The 17035-nt window shown below is 63.2% G+C and carries 19 protein-coding genes; 3 read left to right on the top strand and 16 right to left on the bottom strand.

Annotation, left to right across the window (positions count from 1 at the left end; translation table 11 throughout):
- Positions 1 to 3: 3 nt before the first annotated feature.
- The 14 genes from HU742_RS25800 to HU742_RS25735 are packed head-to-tail and all read right to left on the bottom strand — an operon-like array spanning position 4 to position 13183.
- Positions 4 to 1251, bottom strand: coding sequence for an NAD(P)/FAD-dependent oxidoreductase (locus HU742_RS25800; RefSeq protein WP_186644400.1), 1248 nt, complete (start codon positions 1249 to 1251; stop codon positions 4 to 6).
- Positions 1238 to 2395 carry a cation:proton antiporter gene (locus tag HU742_RS25795; RefSeq protein WP_186644401.1) on the bottom strand — a complete coding sequence of 386 codons (1158 nt, stop codon included), beginning with the start codon at positions 2393 to 2395 and terminating at the stop codon, positions 1238 to 1240. The genes HU742_RS25800 and HU742_RS25795 overlap by 14 nt, the downstream gene beginning before the upstream one ends.
- Positions 2392 to 4728 carry an MMPL family transporter gene (locus HU742_RS25790; protein ID WP_186644402.1) on the bottom strand — a complete coding sequence of 779 codons (2337 nt, stop codon included), beginning with the start codon at positions 4726 to 4728 and terminating at the stop codon, positions 2392 to 2394. Before HU742_RS25790 ends, HU742_RS25795 begins: the two co-directional genes overlap by 4 nt.
- Positions 4712 to 5305 (bottom strand): LolA family protein, encoded by a 594-nt coding sequence (locus tag HU742_RS25785; protein ID WP_186644403.1) that lies wholly within the window; start codon positions 5303 to 5305, stop codon positions 4712 to 4714. Before HU742_RS25785 ends, HU742_RS25790 begins: the two co-directional genes overlap by 17 nt.
- Positions 5302 to 5727: an acyl-CoA thioesterase gene (locus HU742_RS25780; RefSeq protein ID WP_186644404.1), complete on the bottom strand. Its 426-nt coding sequence runs from the start codon at positions 5725 to 5727 to the stop codon at positions 5302 to 5304. Before HU742_RS25780 ends, HU742_RS25785 begins: the two co-directional genes overlap by 4 nt.
- The gene (locus HU742_RS25775) at positions 5720 to 7264 is read right to left on the bottom strand and encodes an HAL/PAL/TAL family ammonia-lyase (RefSeq protein ID WP_186644405.1); all 1545 of its coding nucleotides are present in this window, start codon (positions 7262 to 7264) and stop codon (positions 5720 to 5722) included. The genes HU742_RS25780 and HU742_RS25775 overlap by 8 nt, the downstream gene beginning before the upstream one ends.
- Positions 7245 to 8183 (bottom strand): lysophospholipid acyltransferase family protein, encoded by a 939-nt coding sequence (locus HU742_RS25770; RefSeq protein ID WP_186644407.1) that lies wholly within the window; start codon positions 8181 to 8183, stop codon positions 7245 to 7247. Before HU742_RS25770 ends, HU742_RS25775 begins: the two co-directional genes overlap by 20 nt.
- Positions 8180 to 8914: a glycosyltransferase family 2 protein gene (locus HU742_RS25765; protein WP_186639725.1), complete on the bottom strand. Its 735-nt coding sequence runs from the start codon at positions 8912 to 8914 to the stop codon at positions 8180 to 8182. The genes HU742_RS25770 and HU742_RS25765 overlap by 4 nt, the downstream gene beginning before the upstream one ends.
- A gap of 41 nt (positions 8915 to 8955) precedes the next feature.
- Positions 8956 to 10638: an ApeI family dehydratase gene (locus HU742_RS25760; RefSeq protein WP_186644408.1), complete on the bottom strand. Its 1683-nt coding sequence runs from the start codon at positions 10636 to 10638 to the stop codon at positions 8956 to 8958.
- Complete coding sequence (locus tag HU742_RS25755) at positions 10635 to 11180, bottom strand: COG4648 family protein (protein WP_186644409.1); 546 nt, start codon at positions 11178 to 11180, stop codon at positions 10635 to 10637. The genes HU742_RS25760 and HU742_RS25755 overlap by 4 nt, the downstream gene beginning before the upstream one ends.
- The gene (locus tag HU742_RS25750; protein ID WP_186611795.1) at positions 11177 to 11431 is read right to left on the bottom strand and encodes an acyl carrier protein; all 255 of its coding nucleotides are present in this window, start codon (positions 11429 to 11431) and stop codon (positions 11177 to 11179) included. Before HU742_RS25750 ends, HU742_RS25755 begins: the two co-directional genes overlap by 4 nt.
- A gap of 9 nt (positions 11432 to 11440) precedes the next feature.
- Positions 11441 to 11698, bottom strand: coding sequence for a phosphopantetheine-binding protein (locus HU742_RS25745; protein ID WP_186639731.1), 258 nt, complete (start codon positions 11696 to 11698; stop codon positions 11441 to 11443).
- Complete coding sequence (locus tag HU742_RS25740; RefSeq protein WP_186639733.1) at positions 11679 to 12488, bottom strand: lysophospholipid acyltransferase family protein; 810 nt, start codon at positions 12486 to 12488, stop codon at positions 11679 to 11681. Before HU742_RS25740 ends, HU742_RS25745 begins: the two co-directional genes overlap by 20 nt.
- Positions 12464 to 13183, bottom strand: coding sequence for a beta-ketoacyl synthase chain length factor (locus HU742_RS25735; RefSeq protein ID WP_367616122.1), 720 nt, complete (start codon positions 13181 to 13183; stop codon positions 12464 to 12466). The genes HU742_RS25740 and HU742_RS25735 overlap by 25 nt, the downstream gene beginning before the upstream one ends.
- A 356-nt stretch (positions 13184 to 13539) precedes the next feature.
- On the opposite strand from HU742_RS25735, the gene HU742_RS25730 reads away from it, so the two are divergent.
- Positions 13540 to 14310, top strand: coding sequence for a ParA family protein (locus HU742_RS25730; protein ID WP_186639737.1), 771 nt, complete (start codon positions 13540 to 13542; stop codon positions 14308 to 14310).
- Positions 14311 to 14337: 27 nt separating this feature from the next.
- On the opposite strand, the gene trxC is transcribed toward HU742_RS25730, so the two are convergent.
- Together trxC and ycaC are read right to left on the bottom strand one after the other, a co-directional pair.
- Positions 14338 to 14760 carry a thioredoxin TrxC gene (gene trxC / locus HU742_RS25725; RefSeq protein ID WP_186644411.1) on the bottom strand — a complete coding sequence of 141 codons (423 nt, stop codon included), beginning with the start codon at positions 14758 to 14760 and terminating at the stop codon, positions 14338 to 14340.
- Positions 14761 to 14878: 118 nt separating this feature from the next.
- Complete coding sequence (gene ycaC, locus HU742_RS25720) at positions 14879 to 15505, bottom strand: isochorismate family cysteine hydrolase YcaC (RefSeq protein ID WP_018603387.1); 627 nt, start codon at positions 15503 to 15505, stop codon at positions 14879 to 14881.
- A gap of 204 nt (positions 15506 to 15709) precedes the next feature.
- Between ycaC and HU742_RS25715 the strand changes: the two genes are divergently transcribed.
- Positions 15710 to 16615 carry a LysR family transcriptional regulator gene (locus HU742_RS25715; protein ID WP_217828420.1) on the top strand — a complete coding sequence of 302 codons (906 nt, stop codon included), beginning with the start codon at positions 15710 to 15712 and terminating at the stop codon, positions 16613 to 16615.
- Between the two features lie 103 nt (positions 16616 to 16718).
- On the top strand, positions 16719 to 16988 hold the full coding sequence (locus tag HU742_RS25710; RefSeq protein WP_186639741.1) for a hypothetical protein: 270 nt from the start codon (positions 16719 to 16721) through the stop codon (positions 16986 to 16988).
- Positions 16989 to 17035: the final 47 nt, after the last annotated feature.

The following is a 17035-nucleotide window of genomic DNA, read 5'->3' as shown; positions in this document are numbered from 1 at the left end:
GACTCATGACGTCGGGCTCGCGCAGATTTCCGAAAGCATGCGCAGGCGCCGCTTGGGTTCGCTGACGAAGGGATTACGCTGGTCCCAGGCGTAGCCGGCCAGGATCGAACTGATCATGCGCCGGATGTCGGCGGAACCTTCGGTGTAGAAAATCACGTCCTGGAACGTGCCGGCGTACCAGCCCTCGACATAGCAGCGGAAGGTGTCGACGCCGCGCTTGAGCGGCTCGGCGAACTCGCTCTGCCAATCGACGCTTTCGCCTTGTAGCTGACGATGCAGCACGCCCGCGGCCATGCTCGCCGAGCGCATGGCGATGGTCACGCCGGAGGAAAACACCGGGTCGAGGAATTCCGCAGCGTTGCCCAGCAGGGCGAAGCCAGGGCCGTGCAATGTCTTGACGTTGGCCGAGTAGCCGCCGATGGTGCGCGCCGGGGTGTCCCACACAGCGTTCTGCAGGACACCGGCCAGGCTTGGAGTTTCATTGATGAAGCCGCGCAGGCAGGCGTCGAGGTCTTCGGTGCGTCCCTCGAAATGTTCTGCCGCCGCGACCACGCCCACGGAGCAGCGGCCACCGCTGAACGGAATGGTCCAGAACCACACGTCGCGTTTGCTCGGATGGGTGGTGATGAGGATTTTTTCGCGGTCGAAGGCTGGGCCGTCGATGCGATCCTCGATGTGAGTGAACACCGCCTGGCGCACCGGGAAGTTCGAGGGTGCCTCAAGGTCCAACAGACGCGGCAGGACTCGGCCGTAGCCGCTGGCATCGAGCACGAAGTCGGCCTCGACCCGGTACTCGCTGCCGTCCTCGCGCTGCACGCCCAGTTGCGGCTTGGCCAGGGTGAAATCTACGTTGGCGATGGCCTGGCCGTAACGGATTTCCACGCCTTGCAGCGCGGCTTGGTCGGCGAGCAACTTGTCGAAGTCGGCGCGCTGGACCTGGAACGTGGTGGGCTTGCCTTCGCTGAAGGTGTCGCCGAAATCGAAGGCGCTGTAGCGCTCGCCCCAGGCGAACGCCGCGCCGTTCTTGCGCTGGAAGCCGGCGGCGTTGACCGCGTCGAGCATGCCGGCTTCTTCGACGAAGTCCAGGCAATGGGACAGCAGGCTCTCGCCGATTGAGAACCGTGGAAAATGCTGGCGCTCGATGACCAGCACATCGTGGCCCCTGCGCTTGAGCAGCGCAGCGGCAATGGCGCCGGAAGGCCCTGCGCCGATGATCACGACCTGTCGACGTTCCATTTCAACTGTTGACACTTGGGCTCCTGGCCGGGACGGCATGCGAAGGAATACGGTGGAAACCGGCCACGGCCGGCAGCAAAGTGGCGATCAGGCCCATCAGCATCAGCGCGAAGTACAGCGCCGGGCTGATGAGCTGTTGTTGCAGCAGCAGATTGAGGAAGACGATTTCACTCAAGCCGCGAATGTTCAGCAAGACACTTTCCCGCCAGCGACTGGCGCCGACGAACGAGGCCCCGGCCCAACCGAGCCCCAGCCAGTTGCCGAGCAGTTTGCTGGCAATCGGCAACAGCAGCAACGCACCCAGCTGGATCCAGCCAAGGCTGTCCATGGCGCTGTGCACATTGATCTGCACGATGCCGAAGGTCAGGATCAACGGGATCGCCAGGTAGGTCTGCAACCGATGCATCCAGGCGGCGCTGAGGGGCAATACCAATGGCACCTTGAGCGCGGCCATGCACAGCAGATAACCGATGCCAGTGATCAACGCATTGAGCCGGTAATGTTCGGCGACCACCAGCAGGGCAAAGAACAGGCCGCTGTGCAGCAGCGGTTGGCGCAGGCCGGCCAGTCGCAGCAGCAAGGGCACGCAGGCGCCGGCCAATGGCAGCAGCAGGCTGCCCAGGTGCAGGCTGCCCTGGGCCAGGGCGAACAGGCTCCAGCAGATCAGGTCGATCAGAATCGCGGTCTGCACCAGGCGCCGGGTGGCGGCGGGCGGGTAAGCGATGTGCCGCAAATACAGGTACAGCACCGGAATCGCGGTAATCGCAAACAAAAGCCCGACCGCCAGCGAACTGATCCAAGGCTGTGGCGGCAGCAGCCATACCGCAGTCGCCAACCCGAACACGAACGGCACGCCAAAGCTCGGCAAGGCGATTTTAACGCTCTGGCGGTCCAGCCTCAGGTCGATCACATCGCTGAGAATGTGCCCCAGCAACAAGGCGAACGCGAGGCTGTAGAGGTTTTTCAGCCACACCGGCGAGACCAGTTGCGCGCCGCTGAGGTGCCAACCCGGCTCGATCCAGAAGTACATCAACAAGGGCAGGCCGAACGTCGCCAGCAGCAATTGGCTGACGATCGGTATCAGCCCGAAGCGACGGCCAACCAGGGTCGCGAAGGCAAACAGCGCCAAGGTCATCAGCCAGAACAACGCGGTCATCATTGGACGGGCTCCGCAGTGCCGGCATGGACCTGACGCCCCGCCCACGGCGCGAGCAGGAAGCTGAATGCCAGCCCCAGGCTTACCGCCAAGCCGAAGTTACTCACCGCCGGCGTACTGGACAACGCCAGCAAGCCGAACGACAGCCACGTCGTGACCGCCGCCAGCAGTGTGCCCAGCAGGCTCACGGCGGCACCGCCGATCTGTTCACGCATGAGAATGGCGTAGTCGACGCCGATGGCCGTCACCAGCAGCAGGCCGAACAGGCTGAACAGCGTCAACGGTTGCCCCAGCCAGCCGAGGCTCGCCAGGCTGCACAGCGCAGCCAGCAGCGGCAATGCCACGACGCGCAAGGCACCGCCGACGCCGAATGGCCAGATCAACACCAATACGATCAGCACGCACGAGGCCAGTTTCAGTTCGGCGGCGCTGACTTGCGTGGCAGCGAACACCCGGTTCAGGTCGCCCAGGCGATCCACCAGTTGCACGCCGGGCAGGTCCACCGCCTGCACCCGCAGCAGCGCGGCATCGTTCAAGCCTTGCAGGCTGACCACCGCCGCCACGCCTTGCGCCGTCGGGCCGAGCCAGAGCGTGCGGTAGGGTTCGGCCAGCGGCCCGGTCAGCGCGGCGTCAATGTCGGTGACCGGCAAGGCCTGCAATTGCGCCAGCTCCGTTTCCAGCGCAGCGGCGGGCACGCCGAGGTCCAGGAGCGGCTGCCAGAACGCCGGCAGCCGGGCCAGGGCCTCACGAACCTGTTGTTGCTCGGCGGGCGGGCTGACCAATTGATTGAGGGACAGATAGCCTTGGAGTTTTTCCAGGCCGATCAACTGGTCAAGCCGCTCGTTGAGGGCCGTCTGGCGTTCGAGCAGCTGTGGCTGGTTCTCGGCACGGATCAGGAAGAACTGGCTGGTGGGCTGGAAGCCGGTGATGCGGGCGATGGCCTGGGCTTCATCGGTCAGGTGTTGGGGCGTGCCGATCCACTGGCGAATATCGTTTTTACTGGTCAGTTGCCAGAGGCCACCGCCACAGAAGCCCAGCAAGAGTGCAAACAGGATCGGCGTGCGTACCCGGGTCAGCAACGCGTCGCGGCACTGGAGCAGGCTCTCGCACAGCCGCAACGGCCATTGGGCAGGGCGCAGGTCAGCGTGTTGAAGCAGTGCCGGCAACAGGCAGACCGCCGACAGATAGGCGCCGATCAGTCCGGCGGCAGAGAAAATTGCGATTTGGGTCAGGGCCGGGAACGGGGTCCAGGCCAGGGCCAGGTAACCGATGCACGTGGTCGCCAGGCTCAGGCTCAGCCCCGGCAGCGTCAAGCGCAGGGCCGGCCAGCTGCGCCACGGCTTGAGGCTCCAGCTCTTGGACAGGTAGTGCAGCGGATAATCCACTGCCACGCCAATCAGGCTCGAACCCAACACCAGGGTCATCACGTGCATCCGTCCGAACAGCGCCACGCAAGCCACCGCGCCGAACAACATGCCCACCAGCACCGGCACGAACGCCAGCCACACCCGAAAACGTCGGAAGGCCAGCAACAGCAGCAACAGGATGCCGACTGTCGCGCCCCCGCCAACCCAGGTGATTTCCCGCGACGCCTGTTGCTGGCCGCTAGCGGCATACAGCAGGCCGCTGGCGGCCAGCAGTTGCCCTTGGGCCTGGCTTGCGAGGTCACGGCTGCGTTGCAGCAGATCGGCCACTTGCAGCGGCAGGTTCATGTCGAAGGCATTGCCTTGGGTGCGCGCCCGCAGCATGACCCATTGCTTGCCGTCGGCTTCGGCGATCAGTGCGCCGCTGCCCACGTCCAGCTGTATCGCGCCGCGTTGCGGCTGGCTGTTCTGGATACGGCCGGTCAGGCCGAGCCAGTCATCCTGGCTCGGCACCAGGCTGAAGCCGCTGAACGGGTCGAACAGGGCCTGCACCCGTTGCTGGATAAAGGCCTGGGGTTGATCGATCAACTGCTGCCGGTCCGTTGCCGACAGCATGGCCAGTCGGCCGTCGAGCAATTGCTTGCGCAGCGCCGGCAGGTCAGCCTGCAGCGTCCACTGGACCCTGTCGAACAGACCGCTGGCCTGCCATTGTTCGCCGAGGGTTTGCGCCAGGGTGATGGCGTGCTGGCGGTCGGCGTGGCCAACCAGCACCAGCACTTCGCGGTTCAGCGGCTCTTGCATGCGGTGTTCGGCAATCAGTTCCAGCGCATCAGGTGACGTACCGGGCACCAATTCCATGAGATTGGCCGACAACGGTGCGCCGTTGCGCCATTGCCAACCGGCGAGCGCCAGCACCGCCAGCAGCAGGATCAGGAACAGCCGGGGCAGCATCCGTTCACTCGGCAAAATCATGTTGCTCCGCTTCGCTCAAAGGCTGCGCACTGGTGCTGTCCTGCATGCGCAGCACGGTGCTGTCACCCTGGGTTTCCAGCAGTTCGATGCGCTGGACCAGTTCGCCGCCGTCGATGTTGATCTGGTTGAAGACTTGTTTGAGCAGCACCGAGCGCGGGGTGAGGGTGAGTTTCCACTGCTGCGGCTCGCCCGACAGGCTCAGTTCGAAGTCCCGCTGCAAGCCACTGCTGTCGCCCTGCAGTACCGCGAGGAACAGGCGGTTTTGCTCGGCGCCGGCACTTTTGTTCGGCAGCAGCTGCCAGCCATTGCCGTCCCGTCGCGCTATGCCATTGGCGGTGATGCGGTAATCCTGTTGCAGTGGCGTTTGCAGCAGCCAGAGCAGGCCGTGGTTTTTCGCCAGCACGAAGCGGCCCTTGCTGGTGAGTGGTTGGGGCAAGGCGCGCAGATGTTTTTCCTGGATGAACTGGCCGTGGATCACGTCCGGGCGGGCCAGTTGGTCGCTCAACTGTTGCAGGTCGAACGCCTGGGCCAGCGGCGACAAGCTGCATAGCAGCAGCCAGATGAACAGGCGCTTCATGACAGTTTCCTCTCGACGGCTTCGACAAATACCCGTGGCGAGGCCAGGAGCATTTCGCGGGTGGCCATGTCCACGGCCACTTGCACCGAGCTGGCACGGGTCAGGCGTTCGCCGGTCGCGGCATCGCTGATCAGGTAATTGATCTTCAGCCGGTTTTCCCATTCCACCAGGCTGGCGCGTACGGTCAGGGCCTGGCCGAACACCGCACTGCGCACGTAGCGCAGTTGCAGGTCGATCACCGGCCACGCATGGCCGGATTCGAGCATGTCGTTGTAGTTGTGGCCGATCAGGTCGAGCAGCGCACAGCGGGCCACTTCCAAGTATTTGACGTAGTGGCCGTGCCAGACCACGTTCATCGAGTCGACGTCAAAAAACGGCACCACGATCGGGGTGTCGACGTGCAAAACACCTTGGCTACGCATGCAGCCTCCAATGTTGTTCAGCGATGCGTTGCAGGCACAGGCGCAGTTCGCCTTCCAGCGCGCGGTCTTCGATCACAGGTGGGAAGTCCTCGGCCAGTTGCTGGTGCATGGCGGCCAAGGCAGGCGGCAGTGGTCGTGCATCTTCGGCGCGGCTGCGCAGCCAGACGCCTTGGTTGGCGGCCAGCAACGTGGCGGCGGCGACTTGCTCGGTCAGTTCCAGTACGCGGATCGCGTCCCGGGCGGCGATGGTGCCCATGCTGACCTTGTCCTGGTTGTGGCATTCGGTGGAGCGCGAGAACACGCTGGCCGGCATGGTGTTTTTCAGGGCTTCGGCGGTCCATGCGCTGGTGCCGATCTGCACGGCCTTGAAACCATGGTTGAGCATCGCCCGCTCGGCGCTGGCGCCGGACAGGTTGCTCGGCAAGCCATGGTTGTAGCGCTCGTCCACCAGCAGGGCGAGCTGGCGATCCAGCAAGTCGGCGACGTTGGCGACCAGGTTCTTCAGGCTGTCCATGGCGAAGGCGATGTGTCCGCCGTAGAAATGCCCGCCGTGAAGCACGCGCTCCGCTTCGGCATCGATGATCGGGTTGTCATTGGCGCTGTTGAGTTCGGTTTCGATGAACGAGCGCAGCCAGCCCAGGCTGTCCGCCAGCACACCGAGCACATGCGGCGCGCAGCGCAGGGAATAGCGGTCCTGCAGGCGATGCAGTGGCGCGGTCGGAGCGTCGATCGCCAGGTCCTTGCGCAGCCACGCGGCGACTTGCATCTGCCCCGGGTGTGGCTTGGCGGCGAACAGGCGTTCGTCGAAGTGCTCCGGATTACCTTGCAGGGCGACGACATTCAGCGCCGTGATCCGGGTTGCCAGTTGCAACAGGTAATCGGCGCGGGCGAAGGCCAGGCAGGCCAGGCCGGTCATCACGGCGGTGCCGTTCATCAGCGCCAGGGCTTCCTTGGGCCGCAGCACCAGCGGCGTCCAGCCCAGTTCACGGTGCACGTCGGCGGCCAGGCGCCGCTCGCCGCGGAACATGACGTCCCGTTCACCGGACAGCGTGGCGGCAACATAGGACAGCGGCGTCAGATCGCCGCTGGCGCCCACCGAACCTTCTTCCGGGATCAGCGGCAGGATGTCGAGTTCGAGAAAGGCCTGGAGCCGTTCCAGCAGTTCCACCCGCACTCCCGACACGCCGTGGCACAGCGACTGCAAACGCGCCGCGAGCACGGCGCGAGTGGCCTGGGCGTCGAGCAATTTGCCCAGGCCGCAGCCGTGGAACGTGTACAGGTGACGCGGCAGGGCCTCGACGTGGTGCAACGGCACCGCCACTACGCAGGAGTCGCCGTAACCGGTGGTCACGCCATAGATCACGCCTTCCTTGTCCAGCAGGGAATCGAGAAATTGCGCACCCTTGGCAATGCGTTGGCGGAACGCCGGGTCATCCTGCAACTGCGTCGGTGCCTGACGGTTGGCCAGGGCCAGGACGTCTTCAATGCGCAAGGGGCGTTCGCCGAAGGTTACCGGCTCAAGAGTGGGCATCGTCATCGGTCTTCCAGAAAGGGTAAAAGTTGAACCACTGTTGCGGGGCCTGGAGGCAGTAGTGCGCCAGGCGTCCGGCATACAGGCCGGCCCAATGGGCGATCACCTGTTCGCGGTCGTTGCGTTTCCACACCACGGCGTCGGCGAAGGGTTCGAGGGTGACGCGATAGCGCCCCTCGTGCTTGAGGCACATCAGCAGATTGACCGGGCACTTCAACAGGCCGGCCAACAGCCAGGGACCTTGCGGGAATGCCGCCGGGTGACCCATGAAATCCACGGTCACGCTGCGTCCCCCATGTAACGGCACGCGGTCGCCGGCGATCGCCAGCCATTCGCCGCGCTCCAGGCGTTCGCTCAGTTGCAGCATGATCACCGGGTCCAGCTCGCTGACTTGGATAAGGCGCAGGTGCGTCGCGCCAGCTTCGCCCAGCAACCGGTTGAATTGTTCAGCGTGCTTGGTGTGCACCAGCACGTTCATGGTGACTTTTTCACCCAGCTCGGCCAAGGCCCGGCACATTTCCAGGTTGCCCAGGTGCGCGCCCACCAGCATCTGCCCGCGGGTGTCGCGCAAGTGGTTGCGCAGCAGCGCCGGGTCGACGATTTCGATCTGCTCGATGCTCAGTTTGCCGTTCCAGACGTCGAGCTTGTCCAACAGGGAATCGGCAAACGCCATGAACTGCCCGAAGACGCGCCGGTGGGTCGGGCGCAGCTCTGGGCGGCTGCTCCAATCGGCCAGGCGCTGTTGGTACTGCCAGGCCGCGTGACGGGCGCTACGGCCGAAAATGAAGAAGTACAGGACGATGCCGTACAGCACCGGGCTCAATAACCGACGACCCAGCACCTTGGCGGCGAACGCCGTGAGTTTCATCAGCCAGAAACTGCCGCGCTCCTGGCGATCGGCCCAGTGTTGTTTGTCAGTGTTCATGCTCGCCACCGTCGCCAGAGAATCAGCGGAAAGCGCACCAGCATGCCGAAGAACAGCCGGGTGTGCATGCTGGAGATCAGCACGTTGTCGTGGAACAGGCGAAAGTGCGAGACCCCGTCCAAGGGGTAGTGAACCCGGGTGCGCAGCCAGCGCATCGGCTGGTTGCGCCAGGCCAGGCGGACCAGGATGTCCGAGTCGAAATCCATGCGCTTGCCGATGTTCGCCGAGTCGATCAGCGCCAGGGTTGGCACCAGGGGATAGACCCGGAAGCCGCACATCGAATCGCGGATTTGCAAGGACAGGCTGTTGATCCAGACCATGACGTGGGTCAGGTAGCGCGCGTACAAGCGACCTTTCGGCACGCTAGCGTCGTACCGCGGATAACCGCAGATCACCGCGTCCGGATGGGTGCGCGATTGCTCGATGAACGCTCGAACATCGCCAAGATCGTGCTGCCCGTCGGCGTCCACCTGCAAGGCGTGGCTGAAGCCCAGGCGCGCCGCTTCGCGCAGGCCGGTCATCACCGCGCCGCCCTTGCCCTGGTTGACCGCCAGCCGGACCAGGTGAACCCGCTCGTGCTCGGCCAGTTGCTCAAGCACCGCGGCGCATGCCGGGCTACTGGCATCGTCCACCAGCACGCAGGGCAAACCGTTGCCGAGCAACGTCTGGACCACCGTAGCGATGGCGGTTTCGTGGTTGTAGACCGGGATGACGGCGCAGGGGTTATGCATGCGGCATGTCTCGGTGACCGAGGAGCATTGTGTGCAGGTACTCAGGCATTGTTTTCCCCCAACACAATCCGCCCACTGGAGCAGGCCGCCGCCGCGTTGCGGTAGGCGAAATACAACTTGCCGCGCTCACGGTCGAAGCGCAGGTGCAGTTGGATTTCATCGCCGGGTCGCACCAGTTGCTGGAATTTAAGAACCTCCATGCCAAGGAATCGGGGCGGCAAGTTCAGCAGTTGCCGGCCGAGGCTCAAAGCCCAATCGACCTGAACCACGCCCGGAAGGACCGGCGCGGTGGGAAAGTGGCCACTGAAGTAAGCCAAGTCTGGCGGCACTGCCAGGCACAGGTTCCACTCGCCTTCGGTTTCGGTTTGCTCAAGCAGTTCGGGGGTTTTCGGGCGGGGCGCCATCAGCACGGCTTCGACTTCGGCCTGGGGCAGCTTGCCTTGGGTGTTCAGCGGCAGTTGCCGCAGCCAGCGCCAACGTCGGGGCAAGGCCAAGGTTTCGCAATGCCCGCTCAGGTGCTGGCGCAGCGCTTGGGTAACGGCGCGTCGGCCCAGATTGCGCAGAGCGTGCAGGCCGGATTCGCTAAGCACCAGCAGGGCACCGAGGGAGGCGCGATTCTCCTGCACGACTCCCAACCGCGCTTCACTGACCCATTCATGAGCCGTCAACGCCTGTTCCAGCATCGGCAAGGAGATACGTTTTTCTTCAAGCTTGACGATGCGATCCAAGCGACCGAGCAATTCGAAACGCCCATCTGCGGCGATCCGCGCCGCGTCGGCGGTGTGTTCCACATGGCCGATCGGCAGATAGGGCGAGGTAATCAGCAAGGCGCCGTCACTGTCCTGGCTCAGCTCGACACCGGCGAAGGGCTGCCATAGGTTACCGCCCTGGCGCCAGGCAATGCCGCCGGTCTCCGAGCTGCCGAACACTTCGGTCGGCCATTGTCCCAGGCGTTGTTGCAAGCTTTGCGCAGCCTCGGGAGGCAAGGCACCGCCGGAGGAAAATACCCGGCGCACGCAGCTCAAGGCCGGCCAGTCGAGGTTGTCGCCCATGCGTTTGAGCAGCGCCGGACTGGCGACCCAGGCAAATGCCGGCTGTTCGCGGCTGGCGCGTTGCAGGTCTTCCGGAAACGCCAATTGCCGACGCACAAAGGTGCGTCCGGCGCACAGCGGCCACAGCACCCGGAACAGCAGGCCGTAGATGTGTTGAGTGGCGACGCTGCCGATCATGCAGGCTGTCGGGCCAAGGTCGGCGCCCCATAATTGCTCCAGCGCCTGGACTTCGTTACTCAGCTGACGCAGGGTTTTCTCGATGCGCTTGGGTTCGCCGCTGGAGCCGGAGGTGCAAAGGCTCAGCCAACAGTCATCAAGGTCCAGTTCGGCGGCGTCCAGCGGGGCCTGATGAAAATCGTTGGGATGCGTGTCGCCGGCCTGGTCGGTCAACCACAGGTCGACATCGGCCGACCAGCGTTGGCGCGTCTGGGCTTGCAGGTCGGCGGGCAGCAGGATGTGCGCGCCCGCGCGCCAGGCACCGAGCAGCGCTGTCGCCAGATCGGCTGCATCTTCGAAGTACACGGCCACGCGGCGGATGCCCCCGGCTTGCAGGCCTGCGGCCAGGCCTAGCGCGTTTGCGCGCAACTGTGCGTGATTCAACGCCGGATCGACGGTTACAGCGCGTTCCGGCTGCGTCTCGAGCAACAATTGCTCAAGCGTTATCCAATTCATGGGCGGCCTCTTACCCGTTGTCGTATGAGCCATTCAATGGCAAACAGCAGCCCCATCAATCCGTAGGAAATCAGGCCGGTGTACAACATCCACCAGCTCAGCGGCGCCCATAGGGTCAGGACGGCGGCGAGCAAACCGTTACACAGGAAAAACACACTCCAGGCCACCGTGACCTGGCGTGTATACACCACCGCTTTGGCCGGCAACTGCGGTTCGCGCAGGCGGGCCAGGCGTTCAATCATTGGTGGGCCATATTTCAGGCTCAGCGTGAACAGCCCGAGCATGAACGCGCTGATCAGCACCGGATACCAGCGCAGCAGGCGCGGGCTATCGAATACCGCGAGCAGCACGCAAAAGATGATCGCCGTGCCCGCCATCCAGCGGCGGCCCGGCCTGCCCTTGCCGAGCAGCGCCCGGGCCAGCCACAGGCAGCCCAACAACAACCCGAACTGCCAAGGAGCAAAGTGCTCCATGCCGAAATACACCGCAAAGGGATACAGCAGGCCCGCCAGGAGCAGGCCAAGGCCGATCAGCCGGCTCATGCGGCCGGTTGGACCAGTCGATAGACCGCCTCGACCACGTCGTTGACGGTGCGCACCGATTTGAATTCCTCGGCGGCGATTTTCTTGCCGGTCTGGCGCTTGATGTGGTCGATCAGGTCGACCGCATCGATGCTGTCGATTTCCAGGTCCTGGTACAGGTTCGAATCCAGCGTCACACGCTCGGGCTCCAGCTCGAAGAGCTCGACCAGGGCATCGCGCAGGGTAATGAAAATGTCGTCACGAGTTTGCATAGTCCGGTCTCAGGGGCGTTTTGCAGTGACGAAGGCCGCAAGGCTTGCCACATTGCTGAAATGGTTACGGGTGTCCTTGGCGTCGGCGTCGATCTTGATGCCGTACTGCTTCTGGATCGCCAGGCCGAGCTCCAGGGCATCCACCGAGTCCAGGCCCAGGCCTTCGCCGAACAGGGTCTGCTCGTCGCCGATGTTGTCGACGCTAATGTCCTCAAGGCCGAGGGCGTCGATGATCAGCTGTTTGATGTCACGGTGCAGATCGCTCATCTACGGCGAGCTCCTTGATGAAATAATGATGCAAAAAATCGTTGAGCCTGCGCGAGGCCTGCGGCGCGGGGCCCAGCGCGGCGAACGCCTGTGGGTCTATATCGGCCCCCACGCGAAAACTGAAGTGCACGCGGCGCTTGGGGATCCGATACCAGGGTTCGGCCTTGGTCAGGGTGGTCGGGCTGACCTTGATCGTTACCGGCGTCAGGATTGTCGCGCCCCGCAAGGCAATGGCCGCCGCCCCCCGATGAAAGGCCGGTGCCTGGCCTGGCTGGGTGCGCGTGCCTTCGGGGAAGACAATCAGGCACTGGCCGTCTTGCAGGGCGTCGCTGGCGGCGTCAAGCATGTCCATGCTGCCATCGTTGCTGATGTATTGCGTCGAACGCAGCGGGCCCCGGGTGAAGGGATTGTCCCACAGACTTTGCTTGACCACGCAATTGGCGTCGCGCACCAGCCCGATCAGGAACACCACGTCAATCAGCGACGGATGGTTGGCAATGATCATCTGGCCGGGACGGCCGAGTTTCTCCGCGCCGTCGATTTGATAGGTCAGTACGCCGGTACGGGCCATGAACCGGATAAAGAACCAGAACAGGCGCCCCACCGTGCGGCGGGCCCGTTGTCGATGGGTCCGGGGATCGCCTGGCAACGCATTGAGCAATGGGAACACCAGCACACGCAGGCACAGCCCGCCCAGCCCGAAAAGGGCGAAGCTTGCAGCGGTCGCGAAGAGGCGCCAGTAATAGGCGTCGCGATGTTTACCGGTCACCGGTTGCGTTGCCAGGTCCATAGACGATTCTTCCAGGCATGTTGGCAAGTGGTTTGATTGCCCAGCAGCGTACGCACCAGATCCAGTGCATGGGGCCAGTCGCAGCCGGGCATTGGGTCTGGCGGGCTGGATAGTGCCAGTTGCCAATCTTCGCCTCGGGTCAGCAGCAGCCCCACTGCGTAGGGAAACGGTACGTCATCGACCCAGTGCGCATACACGCTGGGCGGTTGTTCTTCGGTGATGACCAACAGCACCGCGGGCTCGCCTTCGTTCAACAGGGCAGCGGCTTCCAGCATGCCGTGTTCCAGGCCATCGCCCGTCGCGGCCAGAGCGGTCATTTCGCTGGTTTCGCCGCGCATGATCGACCACAGGCCGATGACGGCGTTGTGCACCGACAAGCTGAACTGGGTGGGCGACAAGGGTTGGTCGGCTGCCAGGTCCTTGAGAATCTCAAAGGTGCGTGGGGTTTCGCCGTGACGGGAAATAAAGACCAACGGTAGGTCCGCTCGCCCCTCGGCCAGCGGCCAGGCGGCGCTGAAAGCCATGCGGGCCAGGCGGCTTAGGCGTCGCCGCTGCATGGCGGGCAGGAACGATACGTCAGGGGCCGCATCGCTGACGGGCGGCACGACCGGTTGTCGGCTCCATGCCCGCCAATCGTCCACGCTTTCGAGCCCAGGAGCCCACGCGCGCCATTGGGCGATATTGAAGTTGATCACAGACTCATCCCACCCCTGCGGGCTTTTATTGTCACGGTTCAGTGGCTTGACCCGCGTCTTACCCTGCATGGCCTTGCGACCCAAGTGGCGCGCATTATCCCGGTGCGGTTGGCTTGTAGCAAATACTGGTTACATTTTGTCCAGGGCAACCGTCGGCTGGTCGGGGCCGGCTCGGCAGGGCCATTGTCACGATTGTGACGAGGCTCGTCTGTAAGCCACTTCCGTCATCTTGCAGGTCAATTGACGCTCGGTTGTCCGAAAAAGCCACCGATGCCGTAATCCGCCCCCGCTGAAGGTAGCGAAGCGGCGCGTAGGCCTACTACACTCGGGAATCTTTGATACACGGAGGTTTTGATATGCGGCGTGTGGTGTTCAATCAGAAAGGTGGCGTGGGCAAGTCCAGCATCGCCTGCAATCTGGCGGCGGTCAGCGCCAGCGAGGGTTATCGCACGCTTTTGGTCGACCTGGATGCCCAGGCCAATTCCACTCAATACCTGACCGGCCTGACGGGCGATGACATTCCCATGGGCATCGCGGACTTTTTCAAGCAGACCCTGTCGTCCGGGCCTTTTTCGAAAAAGAACAAAGTGGATATCTACGAAACGCCCTTCGATAACCTGCACGTGATCACCGCCACGGCGGAGCTTACGGATTTGCAGCCAAAGCTTGAGGCGAAACACAAGATCAACAAGCTGCGTAAATTGCTCGAAGAGCTGGACGAGGATTACGACCGGATCTACCTGGACACGCCGCCAGCGCTGAACTTCTACGCTGTATCAGCGTTGATCGCCGCCGACCGTGTGCTGATTCCCTTCGATTGCGACAGTTTTTCCCGCCAGGCGCTGTACGGCCTGCTGGCGGAAATCGAGGAGCTCAAGGAAGACCACAACGAGGGGCTGGAAGTCGAAGGCATCGTGGTCAATCAGTTCCAGGCCCGCGCCAGCCTGCCTCAACAGATTCTCGACGAACTGATCGCCGAAGGCTTGCCGGTGCTGCCCGTCTACCTGAGCAGTTCGGTGCGCATGCGTGAGTCGCACCAAGCGAGCCTGCCGCTGATTCACTTGGATCCGCGGCATAAGCTGACCCAGCAGTTCGTGGAGTTGCATGGCTTGCTGGAAAGCGCCTGATCCTGGCTGCGCAAATAATGCGGGGCTTCAAATCCCCTGGCTGCGCAACCAACTCATCAGTTGTGGCAACGGTAACGCGCCGCTCTGGCGCGCTACCTCCCGACCGTCCCTGAAGAGAATCAGGCTGGGAATCGAACGAATCCCCAACTGCGCCGAGAGCTGCTGATTGGCTTCGCTGTCGAGCTTGGCCAGTCGGCACTTGCCGGTCAGCTGTGCGGCGGCCTGTTCGAACACCGGCGCGAAGGATTTGCACGGGCCGCACCACTGCGCCCAGACATCCACCAGCAACGGCAGATCGCCCTTGATCTGGCTGGCGTAGTCGCCTTGCTTGAGTTCGAACGGTTTGCTTGAAAGCACCGGGGCTTTGCAACGCCCGCACTTGGGCTGGTCGCCCAGGCGTTCGGCGGGGATGCGATTGAGCCCATTGCAATGGGGGCAGGGGATCAGCATCGGATCGCCTCCTGGAAAAAATTCAAATGGCCTGGCACAGATTGAACACCAAGTTGCGACCAGCGCAAAACCCCCGTGGGCGTCTGCACGCTCCACAGGGGCGGAAGGGGTGTGGCTGTTATTTAGCGTTGGTCAGTGTGTTGTAGCTGGTCATCAGGTTACGGTAGTCCGGGATGTGGTTGGAGAACAAGGTCGCCAGTCCTTCCACATCGTTGCGCCAGTCGCGGTGCAGTTCGCAGGCCAGGCCGAACCAGGTCATCAGTTGCGCACCCGAGGAAGACATGCGGTCCCAGGCCGATTGACGGGTCAGTTCGTTGAACGTTCCGGACGCATCGGTGACCACGAACACTTCGAAACCTTCGGCCAGGGCCGACAGCGCCGGGAAGGCCACGCAAACTTCGGTCACTACGCCGGCGATGATCAGCTGCTTCTTGCCGGTGGCCTTGATTGCCTTGACGAAATCTTCGTTGTCCCAGGCGTTGATCTGGCCAGGGCGGGCGATGTACGGGGCGTCCGGGAACAGCGTCTTCAGTTCGGGCATCAGCGGGCCGTTGGGGCCGGTTTCGAAACTGGTGGTGAGGATGGTCGGCAGTTGGAAATACTTCGCCAGGTCGGCCAGGGCCAGCACGTTGTTCTTGAAACGGTCCGGATCGATGTCGCGTACCAGCGACAGCAGGCCAGCCTGGTGGTCTACCAGCAGAACAGCAGCGTTATCTTTGTCGAGACGGTTGTAGGAAGTAGTCATGGCGTAGCCCTCATTAAGTTTTGGTTGCCGAAGGTTCGGCGTGGTTAAGGTTTTTAATGTCGGTGCAGCGATTATTCGGTAACTCATCTGGCCGAAGCGCCGGTTTGAATCCGTGTTGCGTTTCGATGGGTGTAGATTAAAACTGGCACCTTTGAACCGCTAGACTGCGAAAATCAGCCTTAGCGTTCTATTTGGAGAACGATCATCGAAGACCTCAACACGCTTTACTATTTCACCCAAGTGGTTGAGCACCGTGGGTTCGCCGCGGCCGGCCGCGCACTGGACATGCCGAAGTCAAAGCTCAGCCGGCGTATCGCCCAGCTAGAAGAGCGGCTCGGGGTGCGATTGCTCCATCGCACCAGTCGCCATTGCACGCTGACGGAGATCGGCCAGGCCTATTACCAACGGTGCCTGGCGATGCGGGTCGAGGCCGAAAGCGCTGCGGAGGTCATCGAGCGCAACCGCTCCGAGCCCCAAGGGCTGGTGCGCATCAGTTGCCCGACGGCGCTGCTCAACAGTTGGGTCGGGCCGATGCTGACGCGCTACATGCTCAAGTACCCGCGGGTGGAGTTGTTCATCGAGAGCACCAACCGCCGGGTCGACCTGATTCATGAAGGGTTCGATATCGCGTTGCGGGTGCGCTTTCCGCCGCTGGAAAACACCGACATGGTCATGAAAGTGCTGAGCAACAGCACCCAGTGCCTGGTGGGCAGGCCGTCGTTTCTCGAGCGCTTGTCTTCACCTGCCTCGCCGGCGGACCTCAATGGCCTGCCGAGCGTGCATTGGGGCGCGGCGCAGCGCGAGTATCAGTGGGAATTGTTCGGCCCGGACGGCACCCGCGCGCTGATCCGCCATGAGCCGCGCATGGTCACCGATGATTTGCTGGCCCTGCGTCATGCGGTACTGGCAGGCATCGGCATCGCCCACCTGCCCACCGTAGTGGTGCGCGAGGACATCGCGGCCGGGCGGCTGGTGGAACTGGTGCCAGGCTGGACGCCCAAGTGTGGGATCGTCCATGCGATCTTTGCGTCACGGCGCGGGTTACTGCCGTCGGTGCGCTCGCTGATTGACTTTCTGGCCGAGGAGTTCAGCCACAGCGATATGGCCTGAGGCTGTCTTCAGCAGGTTGCCATTCATCAGGTGCGCCGCACTGTAAACGTGTCACGGCCTCAAAAAAGACACGACGTACCCGTTTGCAACCTCAGGAGGTCCCATGAGCCATCCTCAAGACCCAGCTACTCCCCAGGCAGTAGACAACCCCAACGACGACGGCTTCGTCCTCGGCACCGCCGGCCGCGACGAAGACCCCAACGCAGCCCCGGCCTACGCCACCGACAGCCGGCATGACCGTGATGAATTGACCCCTGAAGACGCCCGCGGCATGCCTGGCTATCCCGATGAAAAACCTGCGCAAGAACCGGCCAGTGAAGAGACGGAGTCAGGGATCGAGACGCCTGAGCAGGGGAACGATAAGGCGGGGTGAGCAGCCTACGATGACTCTCGTCCAGGCAACCCTGATTCCGTGGCGAG

The sequence above is a fragment of the Pseudomonas marvdashtae genome, assembly GCF_014268655.2.
Lineage (GTDB): Bacteria > Pseudomonadota > Gammaproteobacteria > Pseudomonadales > Pseudomonadaceae > Aquipseudomonas > Aquipseudomonas marvdashtae.
The sequence above is the reverse complement of the archived record's forward strand: the minus strand, read 5'-3'. Positions and strand labels throughout refer to the sequence as shown.